Annotated in this window: 14 protein-coding genes; 10 read left to right on the forward strand and 4 right to left on the reverse strand. The window is 46.9% G+C overall.

What is annotated here, in order from left to right:
• Positions 1-50 precede the first annotated feature (50 nt).
• Positions 51-1382 (reverse strand): glycerophosphodiester phosphodiesterase, encoded by a 1332-nt coding sequence (locus EKM92_RS11160; RefSeq protein ID WP_125710789.1) that lies wholly within the window; start codon positions 1380-1382, stop codon positions 51-53.
• A 43-nt stretch (positions 1383-1425) separates the two neighbouring features.
• On the opposite strand from EKM92_RS11160, the gene EKM92_RS11165 reads away from it, so the two are divergent.
• The 8 genes from EKM92_RS11165 (at position 1426) to EKM92_RS11200 (ending at position 6501) form a co-directional block, all read left to right on the forward strand.
• Positions 1426-1740 (forward strand): hypothetical protein, encoded by a 315-nt coding sequence (locus tag EKM92_RS11165; RefSeq protein ID WP_125710790.1) that lies wholly within the window; start codon positions 1426-1428, stop codon positions 1738-1740.
• Between the two features lie 16 nt (positions 1741-1756).
• A complete protein-coding gene (locus EKM92_RS11170; protein WP_225420797.1) occupies positions 1757-2809 on the forward strand; it encodes a YibE/F family protein in 1053 nt (350 codons plus the stop codon).
• A complete protein-coding gene (locus tag EKM92_RS11175) occupies positions 2806-3540 on the forward strand; it encodes a YibE/F family protein (RefSeq protein WP_125710794.1) in 735 nt (244 codons plus the stop codon). The genes EKM92_RS11170 and EKM92_RS11175 overlap by 4 nt, the downstream gene beginning before the upstream one ends.
• 1 nt (position 3541) lies before the next feature.
• Positions 3542-4135, forward strand: coding sequence for a metallophosphoesterase (locus tag EKM92_RS11180; RefSeq protein WP_125710796.1), 594 nt, complete (start codon positions 3542-3544; stop codon positions 4133-4135).
• Positions 4136-4198: 63 nt separating this feature from the next.
• On the forward strand, positions 4199-4435 hold the full coding sequence (locus tag EKM92_RS11185) for a hypothetical protein (RefSeq protein WP_125710798.1): 237 nt from the start codon (positions 4199-4201) through the stop codon (positions 4433-4435).
• A gap of 102 nt (positions 4436-4537) precedes the next feature.
• Complete coding sequence (locus EKM92_RS11190; RefSeq protein WP_125710800.1) at positions 4538-5092, forward strand: YutD family protein; 555 nt, start codon at positions 4538-4540, stop codon at positions 5090-5092.
• Between the two features lie 12 nt (positions 5093-5104).
• Positions 5105-5881: a TIGR01457 family HAD-type hydrolase gene (locus EKM92_RS11195; protein ID WP_125710802.1), complete on the forward strand. Its 777-nt coding sequence runs from the start codon at positions 5105-5107 to the stop codon at positions 5879-5881.
• Positions 5882-5883: 2 nt separating this feature from the next.
• On the forward strand, positions 5884-6501 hold the full coding sequence (locus EKM92_RS11200) for a TIGR01906 family membrane protein (protein WP_125710803.1): 618 nt from the start codon (positions 5884-5886) through the stop codon (positions 6499-6501).
• Positions 6502-7073: 572 nt separating this feature from the next.
• On the opposite strand, the gene EKM92_RS11205 is transcribed toward EKM92_RS11200, so the two are convergent.
• The 3 genes from EKM92_RS11205 to EKM92_RS11215 form a co-directional block, all read right to left on the reverse strand.
• Entirely contained in the window at positions 7074-7718 is a 645-nt protein-coding gene (locus EKM92_RS11205; RefSeq protein ID WP_125710809.1) for a VTT domain-containing protein, read from the reverse strand.
• A 72-nt stretch (positions 7719-7790) separates the two neighbouring features.
• On the reverse strand, positions 7791-8294 hold the full coding sequence (locus EKM92_RS11210; protein WP_125710811.1) for a phosphatidylglycerophosphatase A family protein: 504 nt from the start codon (positions 8292-8294) through the stop codon (positions 7791-7793).
• 11 nt (positions 8295-8305) lie between these two features.
• Positions 8306-9289 carry an NAD(P)/FAD-dependent oxidoreductase gene (locus EKM92_RS11215; protein WP_420812585.1) on the reverse strand — a complete coding sequence of 328 codons (984 nt, stop codon included), beginning with the start codon at positions 9287-9289 and terminating at the stop codon, positions 8306-8308.
• 122 nt (positions 9290-9411) lie between these two features.
• On the opposite strand from EKM92_RS11215, the gene EKM92_RS11220 reads away from it, so the two are divergent.
• Positions 9412-9996 carry a peptidylprolyl isomerase gene (locus EKM92_RS11220; protein WP_125710813.1) on the forward strand — a complete coding sequence of 195 codons (585 nt, stop codon included), beginning with the start codon at positions 9412-9414 and terminating at the stop codon, positions 9994-9996.
• A complete protein-coding gene (locus EKM92_RS11225; RefSeq protein ID WP_125710815.1) occupies positions 9997-10365 on the forward strand; it encodes a CvfD/Ygs/GSP13 family RNA-binding post-transcriptional regulator in 369 nt (122 codons plus the stop codon). It begins immediately after the preceding gene.
• Positions 10366-10763 lie beyond the last annotated feature (398 nt).

Raw genomic sequence — 10763 nt, forward strand, 5'->3', positions numbered from 1 at the left:
TTAAGGTGCCAATAAAAAAGCGTTTCCTCAAAGTGGGGAAACGCAACGGGTCAAAGGCTCAACCCTAAAGCATTGAAGTTTAAACTGTCGATCGCGGTTTGGCCGAGACTCAACGTTGGGCGATCGACAGTGGTGACGGCGTTAAATTGGGTCAACCACACTTGAGCTTGATTTAAATGCAACTGCAGTTGTAAGTGCTTGGCTTGCACCCAACCGGCTTTGGTTTGACACCACACTTGATCACCATGCAACTTCACTGCGGAGATCAATACGTGAGCGCCCGCCTGCAAGCTGCCGACTTGGGCACTGGTGGCACGTGAGGTGATCCGCGTCGGCAAGGTTTTGAGAAATTGGGTATGGACCGTTGCGTGTTGGTTGACTAGCAGCTGCGCCCAGCCAGCCATTGGGGCCAAATTCAAAGTGTCAGCAGGTACAAAGGCGTTGGTGTCGATTTGATCATAAGTGACGCCTTGAGATTTGATCGATTTCATCACCGTGAAAGTTTGACCTGGGGCAATGGTTTGTTTGCGTAGGTTAGGCATGTAAGGATTTTCGTAAACCGGTAACGTTTGCGTTGAGTTGTTGCTTGCTAAGGCATCGACTGGATGGCTTTGGGCATCTTGGGTCAACAATTGATATTGATGGGCAAACCCAGGGTAGTTGGTGACGACCCCATCAATGGGAATGTTAGATAACCACCGCCACTTCGCACGATTTTCATTCATTTCATCCCAAACATAAACTTGTTGGCCGATGTGGTGGAGATCAGAAACCAATTTTTCTGTGACTAATGTGGAGGAAATGTTGATACCAGTGACATAAGGGAATACCGCAAAAGTGATCCGCTTCAGCGAGCCGACAATGAAGATCCGTGGGACAGTTGGTAATAGGACTTGCAGACGTTTCAGCGACTTTAATGAAAAGGAGTGGAACATCACCCGATTTTCCATGTGGTATTGTTTGACTAACGCGGCAATTTTTTGTTCCATTTGGGGATGTGGGACCCCTTTTTCAATTTTGGTTTCGATCAAGAATTTGGCGTTGGTTTGTTGATAATGTGTAAAAAGGGCTTGAAGACTGTGAATCGGTTCGCCATTTTTGGTATGATATTGCTGGATTTGGGAATAATCAGAACTGGCGATCGTGACATCAGCGCCAGTGGTTCGCAACAACGTTGGATCATGTTGGATCACCAACGTCCCATCTTTTGATTCTTGGACGTCGAGTTCGACATAATCGGCGCCAGCCGCAAAAGCCGCAGAATCAGATTGAAACGTTTGTTCCGGATAAACTAAAGGATCACCGCGATGGCCGACGACAACAAAGGCTGATAAACACGCCCAAAGTGCCAGCCACCCAGTGATCAGTAACGTTTTTGACATCGTAAACTCCTTTACGGATCACACAGAAAGTACGAGGGATCATATGGCTGAAGACAATCAAGTGTTTGATTTGATTCAAGAAATTACCTTAAATGATGGCACCCGCTATTATGAATTAGGGAACATCTTAATGAACGGACGCGCAGAAAAAGCAGCGATGAAACATTTGATCAAATATGTTCGCATCATGCAACTTAATATTCCTCATTCTACCGCAGTGCGCAAGTATGAAAGTTACATCAACGACCATTATACTATGCCACCGTTTGATTTGGACCATTGGGAACAATGGGAGAAGCCAGAAGGTCCGATCAAAGCCGCTTATGACGAGATCTTACGGCAAAATCACATTGGTTAAGGGATTATTAAAATGGATGTGGCCACTACTTGCATTTGTGTTGGTATTTGTCGGCGTGCAATTTGACGCTGGTTTGTATTCAAAGCCGATCGCACGCGTGACTAGCGCCAAAATCGTTAAAACTGTCGCCCAAACCGACAATTTTGAAAACCAAGACCATGTTTATACCCAAGCGTTAACGGCAAAGCTTTTGAATACCAAACATCGCGGGCGGGTTTTGCATTTGCACAATACCTATTCTGGTAGTGGTGCTGAAGATGCCAAACTTGGCGTTGGCTCACAAGTGTTTTTATCTGAGAATGCGGCAGGCCACTTCACCATTTCTGGGATCAAACGCGATGCGATTTTGCTTGGATTAGTGGCAGCAACGGTGGTGCTACTTGGGATCATCATGAAAAAGCATTTGTGGTTGACGTTGGCGTCTTTGGCAGCCAACGCAGTGGTGTTTGTGTTGGCTTTGCATGTGGAAATTGCCAGTCATCAAGTTCTGGCGTTTTTCCTGTTTAGTTTAGTTGCCATCGCCTTTGCAGTGATCACGACGCTATTTGTAGTTGGCTTTAAACCACTGGCCGCAGTGGTGAGTGCCGCGACGATTTTGGCAACTGGCTTAGGGGTGGCGTTAGGTTATGCGATTTTTAATGCGACGAATTATCACGGGTTACATTTAGAAACCGTCAATTACGTGACACAAGCGCCCCAATTGTTGTTTTTTGTTCAGATCATCATTGGGTCACTTGGTGCAGTGCTTGATGAAAGCTCAGATATTGCTGTGGCGATTTTTCAACTACAAGATGGGGCCCGCGCTCGCTTTCAAGCTGGGATGGCGATCGGTCGCAATGTGATGGGACCGTTGATCGCGGTATTGTTTATGATTTTTATTGCAGGGACGTTCAACGAAGCCGTGTTGTGGTTGCGCAATGACAATGCCATTGCCACTACGGTCAGCTGGGTGATGGGTTTAGGCTTTGCCCAGTCGTTGATCTCAGCGTTTGGGATCGTGTTGGCGATTCCGTTGACCAGTGGTTTAGCGGCACTAGCAGCCGGTTTTGAAAGTAGGCGAGCAGCATGAATGCAATGGTCGGCTTAGTGATCGCGTTGTTGATCTTAATGTTGTTGGTCGGCGGTCGACAAGGCTTGAGTAATTTCTTGGCGCTTGCGATCAATACTTTTTTGATGATTTTGGCGGTGGTGTTGATGGCCGGTGGCTTTTCGCCGGTAGCAGTGGCCTTTGTGATCGGATTGTTGGTGCTAGCGACGACGATTTTTATGAGTACCAGTCACTTAGAGGTTGCCGGTCCTGCTTTTGTGGCGTCGTTGATGGTGATGGCTGGCGTTTTGCTGGTGGTGTTCTTGGGCGTTTGGTTATCGCAAACGTCAGGCTTTGGACAAGAAGATTCAGAAGAGCTTGAAGGCTTTTCGGTGTATATCGGCGTCAGCTTTCAACAGTTGATGATCGCCACAGGGTTGTTAGGCACCCTTGGGGCGATCGCAGAAGCCGCTTGTGCGGTTGCCGCTGGGGTGATCGAGCTTGGGGATGCGGCGACAGTGTCAGGGTTGCGCGAAATTGAAACCACGATCATCGGCACGGCAATGAACACCTTGTTTTTTGGGTTTTTCGGCGGCTTTTCGGCATTGTTCATTTGGTTTGCGCAATTGAAATATCCTTTGTGGCAGATCTTAAATAATCAGATTTTTGTTGGGGAGTTGTTGCAAGTGCTGTTTTCAGTGATCGCTGTGATTTTAACGGTGCCGATGACGATTTGGATCGTGCGCCGGCGGCAAACAGGAAGGAGGTCGTAAGATGAACTTTTTTATTGCAGATACTCATTTTTTTCATCGCGACTTGCTGGGTCAAAATGATTTTGCGCCACGGTTGTTTGATTCAGTTGCGACGATGAATGCCGCGATGATCAATGCGTGGAATGCCCGTGTTGATGATAACGATGTGGTGTATCACTTAGGCGATATTGCCATGAATCCTGAAAACGTGCCTAGTGATCAAGCAGTGCTTGAGATCTTGTTGCAACTCAACGGCCGCATTGCGTTTATCAAAGGCAATCACGATTACCAAAGCTTGTTTAAGTTCTTGCACAAAAACGATCCTGGATGGCACAGCCAAGCCAAATTCACCTTTCATCCAGTCGGCACCATTATTAAAGATGACCACACCCAATTCATCATGACTCATTACCCGATGTTGCTTGGGATCACCAAGCAAACGTTGAATCTTCATGGTCACATTCACCACAATATGGTACCGATCGCCGAAGACATCAATGTTGGGGTCGATGCTCCAGAACGCGATTGGTTGAACATTCCTTGGGGGAGTCCGTTATCGGCCCAAGAGATCCATGAATTGTTTGCGATCAAACAAAAAATGTTGAAAAAAGCTTGATTTCACATTGATTTTTAATGCAATTCTCGATAAACTGTCATTATACAACTGGGAGGTGGGATAATGGCAGCTGATGTTCAAGCGTTGCAAGCGTTGCGTCGCGATGTGTTAGCAAGCACCCCAGCACCAAATTTGGGGCAAGTGAATGGGTTGATCACCTTGGGGTTTCGAAAACTGGCAGGAAACGGGTTTTCTGCGGCATATTTTCATTTCAGTTTTTGGCCGCAATTGCGGCCACTGCTACAACCTGCCGCCCAATCCACGTTAGCCACACGTTTTGAAGCGTTGGTTCAAGCGTAAAGGTAAAAGTCGCTACGGCGGCTTTTTTTAGTGGCCTGAAGGGTGGTTTCGTTGGTAGGCGTTGAAGTGTTATACTTAATCATTATGAAAGGAGGTTGTCAAATGCCTAAAAAAACACCTGATGAGCAAACCCCGCCGCGTGTGGAACTGCCATTAGTGGCAGTGGCGCAAGTTGCGGATGATATGATCACCATCGATCAACGCCGCTATCAAATTGCGTTGTTGCACAAACAGCCTTTTGATGTGTCGGCTTTTGCTGTGCGGTACACCGATGTGTTAGATAAATATGATTTTGTGGTTGGCGATTGGGGTTATGACCAATTGCGCTTAAAAGGGTTTTATGCCAATGACAGCCGCCATGCCACCAAAGGTCAAACCATCGCAACTTTGATGGATTACATTAACGAATATTGCAATTTCGGCTGTGCATACTTTGTGTTGCAACGTTTAGATGCGCCAGCACCAAAGCCTAAACACAAAGGCCGTAATGAACGTGGGCGTTCGCGTCGACGCAACAACAACAAGAAACCGTATCAAGAACGGCGCCAGCCAGTGGCAGATCCTGCCAAAAAGCAGCATCATGCAGAAACTGTGGCACCCAATCAACCACGCAAGCGGCATTTTACCATCCGCCAACGCGAATCCAATGAGAAGTAGGAGCACAATTTTTTGAAATATTCTGGTTACATGATCGATTTAGATGGGACAGTTTATCGTGGGCGTGAACGTATTCCTGAAGCCAAAGACTTTGTGGAACGCCTACAAAAAGCTGAGATCCCTTTTTTATTTTTAACCAATAACACCACCAAGTCGCCTGCCGCAGTTTGCAAGAACTTAGCGGAAAACCATGACATTCATGCAACGCCTGAGCAAGTGTACACACCAGCGTTGGCGACTGCCGCTTGGATCCAACAAGATTGCGGTGGGGATGCGCATGGCCACTCGGTTTATGTGATCGGGGAAATCGGGTTGAAACAAGCGATGCTTGATGTCGGGTTGACCTTCAATGAATTTGATCCTGAATATGTAGTGGTCGGCCTTGATTACGACGTGACCTATCACAAGTTTGAATTAGCAACGCTGGCGATCCAACGCGGCGGGAAGTTTATCGGGACTAATGCTGACACCAACTTACCAAATGAACGCGGCCATGTGCCAGGGGCTGGTTCGGTGATCGCCTTAGTGGAACGTAGCACCCAACAAAAAGCCTTTTACATCGGCAAACCAGAAAAAATCATTATGGAACAAGGGTTGAAACGCATGGGCTTAGCCCGCGATGAAGTGGTGATGGTCGGGGATAACTACAAAACCGACATTCAAGCTGGGATCAATGCCAACATCGATCAATTGTTGGTTTACACCGGTATTTCAACCCATGAATTCGTCGCCCAACAAAAGATCCAACCGACACATCAAGTGGAAAGCTTAGCAGACTGGGAGGTATAGCCATGCGTTGGTGGCAAAAAGTCGCCTTATGGTTATTGATTATTTCAGGCGTTGTCTGGGGCACGGTGTTGTTGACTTACGTGCTGTTTCCGATTTTTGTGGTGAAAGATGGCTTGACGCGCGTCAGCGGCTTGTCGTTTGGCCGGCTGTATCACAACTACTTGCAGTTGATGGCGTATCTGCAATTGCCTTGGATCCCGAAGTTACATATGCTTGATTTCACCGATTCTGTCAGTGGGGCGACGCATTTTGCTGATGTGCGGAAATTGTTTATCTTCGACATCGTCGTGTTTTTGCTGACGGTGGTGCCAGGCGTGCGCGCTTGGCGACAGTTGGCAAAACGCCGCGAACGTTGGCAAATGGTGCGCAGCTTTCAAATCGGTGCAGTGGTGCCATTGGTATTAGGTGCTTTGATGGCGGTCAACTTCAATGCGGTGTTCATCAAATTCCATGAAGTCTTGTTTCGCAATGATGATTGGTTGTTTGATCCAGCAGTGGATCCGATCATTAATGTGTTGCCAGAAGATTTCTTCTCAGCATGTTTTGCGATTGCTTTGATCGGCTTTGAGGCTGTGATGATCTATGGCATTTGGCGCGGACGCCGAGATGCTCGGAGATAATATGAAAGCCTGACTGGCAAGTTCTCGATTGAGAATTTGCTAGTCGGGCTATTTTTGAGCGTGCGCACACCAAATCCACGAAACAGAATTCTGCTTCGTGGATCCGCGGCTTCTAGCCGATTCAATTACGTGTCTGCGGTATCACACAATTTCAAGGACGTTGCTGCGGGCCTTGGCTTATTAGACCTCAACCACGTTCGTTGCTAATCGGCTTTGCACTGCCTTTCGCAAACAGACGTCGCCTTGCGTCTCACGTCACCGTGAGGGCACTACTCCCGGCTGTAACTGGTTTGAGTCCACGACTGGGACCCTTCAGTACCGGCACTTTGGAACTGGAGATCTAGCAGCGCTCGACAGTTAAGCCCAGATGCTACGGGATGGTCTCCGAGAGTTTAGCGGGCACTTCCACCCGTCGCGAAGTGGTACGGGTGACCTGCGCTCAGCCACCCACTCCTCATAGGATCCAGCATTATCTTAACACTATGGGTCACCCGTGGCAAGACACAATAGTTATCAACATTTTTCCGAAAAAAATCCTCTTCAGTCAAATCGACCAAAGAGGATTTTTACTGTTATTCAGCAGCCGGTTTCTTGCGACTGCGCAAGGCAGTCACGATCACTGGAATTAAGGAAATAAAGATGATCCCGAGTACCACCACAGAGAAGTGAGCTTTGACAAATGGCACATTGCCAAAGAAGAAGCCTAAGGCGCAACACATCGTGACCCACAAGAACCCACCTAAGAAGTTATAGTGGATAAACTTGCCATAGTGCATGTTAGAGCCGCCAGCGACGAATGGTGCAAAGGTGCGGATCAGCGGCATAAAGCGGGCGATGGCAATGGTTTTACCCCCATGCTTATTGAAGAAATGCTCTGCTGATGCCAGTTTTTCGCGATTGATCAAGCGTCCGAAGAAGCTAGAATTTGATGCAGCTAAACCGACATGTTTGCCGATTTCATAGTTGACGGTATCGCCAACTACTGCAGCGACTAAGAACAAGCCGAAGAACAGCCACACGTTTAAATGATAAGCTGAGTTTGCAGCCAGCGCACATGCGGCAAACAGTAGCGAATCGCCTGGTAAGAAGGGGAAGATCACGACCCCAGTTTCAATGAAAACCATCGCGAATAAAATTAAATAGGTCCAGTTGCCAAAATCATTCACAATGTAAACCAAGTGTTCATCAATGTGTAAGATAAAATCGATCAGTTGCATGCCCGACTCCTTTTTTGTAGTTTCTTCATTATAGGCGATTTTCTGCAAGGTGGGGCAAGTTTTGATGAAACTTTAGTAATTGTCATCTTCTAGTTCTGGGTGGGCGTGCGCTAAGCGACTAGCAGCTGCTGCGGCGATGGCGCCGACTAAGTCATCTAAAAAGGTGTGAATGATCCCAGGTTCATGGGCATTGAGCTTGGCTAAGATCCCAGGCTTCACCCGATCAATGTAGCCGTAGTTGGTAAAGCCGATGGAGCCATAAACGTTGACAATGGAAAAAGCTAAGATCTCATCAACGCCGTATAAGCCTTCATCTTCGGCGATGATATTTTCCAGTGGTTCATCCAGTTGACCAGCTTCTGCCAGTTTATCGAGTTGAATGCCAGTCATCACCGCATTTTGAACTTCGCGTTTGCGCAAGACGATATTGACGTTTTCGCAAGCTTGTTCAAGCGTCAAGTTAGGGATAAATTTTTCTTGGAGGAACATGACCAATTCGCCGATTGCTTCTATAGAAACGCCACGTTCGGTTAAGAGGTCATGGGTATGTTGTTCTAAGCGTTCTTCATTCGTCATGTTGTCACTCCTTAATGGAAAAGCTGGGTACTGTGTGTTGGTTGCCGGCGATCAGGATACAAAGCTTGCAAGTCAACGTTTACTGCAATTGGCGCTTCACCAAAGCCTGAAGCAATCAACTTCAACTTACCAGGATAAGTCACCGCATCGCCGATGGCATAAATTCCTTCAATATTAGTGCGCATTTGGGAGTCGACTTTGATTTGGTTGTGTTCCAGATCCAACCCCCAAGTCCGCAATTGTTTGTTTTCGCTCATAAAGCCGTAGTTGACCAGCAATTTGTCGACATTCAGGACTTCAGTGTTGTCGCCGCGGACTTCTTTTAAGTGGATATTGCCGCGATCGCCATCAGCTTCGACTTGGTCGATCAAGTAAGGGGTGTGTAACACCACAGAACTTGCTTTGAGCTGTTCGACGCTTGATTCCAACCCTCGGAATTGATTGCGGCGGTGGATCAAGTGAACGCTTTTGGCAATTGGCGCGATCGCTAATGCCCAGTCGATGGCAGAGTCACCACCGCCAGCAATGGCCACATCGAGATCTTTAAAGGTATTTAAGTCGCGAACAAAATAATTTACCAACTGGTCATCGAGAACTGGATCGTAGTCGACTGCCAATTTGCGCGGGGTAAAGGCGCCGCCACCAGTGGCAATGATCACAGATTTGCTTTGGTAGGTGCCGTTGGTGGTTGCCAAGGTGAAGCCTGTGTCTGTTTTAGTAATGGTTTGCACGTTAGTTGCCGTTTGAATCGTTGGGTTAAAATGTGCGACTTGCGTTTCAAGTTGTTCGACCAGCTTTTGTCCGGAAATATGCGGGTAGCCGCCGATATCATAAAGAATTTTGGCGGGATACAAATTGCCAGGTTGGCCGCCAAGTTCTGCTAAACTTTCCAATAATAAAACCTTTGCGCTGTGTAACCCAGCGTAAAAAGCTGCAAACATCCCAACTGGGCCGCCGCCGATCACGGTGATATCATAAATAGGTGTCGTCAAAATGGATCCTCCAAACGGATTAATTAATAGCTTTACACTAACATATTTCACGCTTGGCGACTATCACCCGTCGCAATTGCGTCAGCCATCGGTTACAATAGGTAAGATTAATCTTTTAGGAGGCAATTATGTACCCACAATTAGACTTAGCCAACTTTGCAGGGCCTAAAGCGACTTTGCATACGACTCAAGGCGATGTGACCTTTGCATTATTCAAAGATCAAGCGCCTAAAACCGTTGAGAACTTCTTAGGCCTCGCCAAGAAAGGCTACTACGATGGCGTCTCATTCCATCGAGTGATTTCAGACTTCATGATCCAAGGCGGCGACCCAACAGGCACTGGTGCTGGTGGTGAAAGTATTTGGGGCCACCCATTTGAAGACGAATTCTCCAATGTGTTGTTCAACCTCAAAGGCGCGTTGTCAATGGCCAATGCTGGTCCTAACACCAACGGCTCCCAATTTTTCATCGTGTCCAATGAACACCTCAACCCGCAAATGGCTGCCCAAATGCCACAAGCAGGGTATCCAGAACCAATTATTGAAGCGTACAAAAATGGCGGCACGCCGTGGTTAGATCATCGCCACACTGTGTTTGGTCAAGTGTTAGCCGGCGAAGACGTGGTAGATGCCATCAGCAAGTGCAAAACCTTGCCAGGTGACAAGCCAGCTGAAGACATTTTGATCAATTCCGTCACCATCAGCGAATAAATGAACTATCGCATCGGCGATATCATTGCAGGCAAGGTGACTGGGATCCAACCTTATGGGGTGTTTGTACTATTAGATGACCACACTCAAGGGCTCGTGCATATTTCAGAATGCCAACATGGGTTTGTGAAGTCGTTGAATAGCCATTTTCATATCGGCCAAACTTTATCCGTGGTGATCTTAGATATTGACGAGTTTTCTGGGAAGATCTCATTGTCGCTGCGTGCGTTGATGCCAGCACCGGAAATGACCACTTTCCGACGTCGCAAACATTATTGGACCACTCGCAAAGTGCATACTGGTTTTACACCGATCGCCAATCATTTACAAGATTGGGTCGATGAATATCTTGAACGTTTAAATAAGTAGACCTGCTGAAAGTAGCGGTCTACTTTTTATTAACATTCGAAACGGTTTTTAAGTTTTCGTTCGGGAAAACCGTGGTTGAATATTCATTCTCTAGGCATTTGTTTCGGAGTTATTCGGAGACGGTTATTCTGTCAAAAAAAGTCGAGAAAAATGTTGACGGACCCTAGCCAAAGCTGGTAAGATACTTGTTGTTGTCACGAGGAGCGATTGCTTCTCCACATCAAGTCAAAGCTCAGCAGCATGAATAATTATTCATCACTGAAAATTACTTGTTGACAATCACTTGCCTGCGAGATATACTGATTAAGTTGTCTTATGGCAAAGGTAGTCCTTTGAAAACTGAACAAAGTTTCGTAAATGTGATAGGGCTTTTCTTAATTGAAAAGAATTAAACATGA

This window comes from Lacticaseibacillus porcinae (assembly GCF_003946305.1).
Taxonomy (GTDB): domain Bacteria; phylum Bacillota; class Bacilli; order Lactobacillales; family Lactobacillaceae; genus Lacticaseibacillus; species Lacticaseibacillus porcinae.

Bases quoted from the DNA above. Each gene is read 5' to 3' on its own strand.
- EKM92_RS11160 (WP_125710789.1), bottom strand. From the start codon at position 1,382: ATGTCAAAAACGTTACTGATCACTGGGTGGCTGGCACTTTGGGCGTGT.
- EKM92_RS11165 (WP_125710790.1), top strand. From the start codon at position 1,426: ATGGCTGAAGACAATCAAGTGTTTGATTTGATTCAAGAAATTACCTTA.
- EKM92_RS11170 (WP_225420797.1), top strand. From the start codon at position 1,757: ATGTGGCCACTACTTGCATTTGTGTTGGTATTTGTCGGCGTGCAATTT.
- EKM92_RS11175 (WP_125710794.1), top strand. From the start codon at position 2,806: ATGAATGCAATGGTCGGCTTAGTGATCGCGTTGTTGATCTTAATGTTG.
- EKM92_RS11180 (WP_125710796.1), top strand. From the start codon at position 3,542: ATGAACTTTTTTATTGCAGATACTCATTTTTTTCATCGCGACTTGCTG.
- EKM92_RS11185 (WP_125710798.1), top strand. From the start codon at position 4,199: ATGGCAGCTGATGTTCAAGCGTTGCAAGCGTTGCGTCGCGATGTGTTA.
- EKM92_RS11190 (WP_125710800.1), top strand. From the start codon at position 4,538: ATGCCTAAAAAAACACCTGATGAGCAAACCCCGCCGCGTGTGGAACTG.
- EKM92_RS11200 (WP_125710803.1), top strand. From the start codon at position 5,884: ATGCGTTGGTGGCAAAAAGTCGCCTTATGGTTATTGATTATTTCAGGC.
- EKM92_RS11205 (WP_125710809.1), bottom strand. From the start codon at position 7,718: ATGCAACTGATCGATTTTATCTTACACATTGATGAACACTTGGTTTAC.
- EKM92_RS11210 (WP_125710811.1), bottom strand. From the start codon at position 8,294: ATGACGAATGAAGAACGCTTAGAACAACATACCCATGACCTCTTAACC.
- EKM92_RS11225 (WP_125710815.1), top strand. From the start codon at position 9,997: ATGAACTATCGCATCGGCGATATCATTGCAGGCAAGGTGACTGGGATC.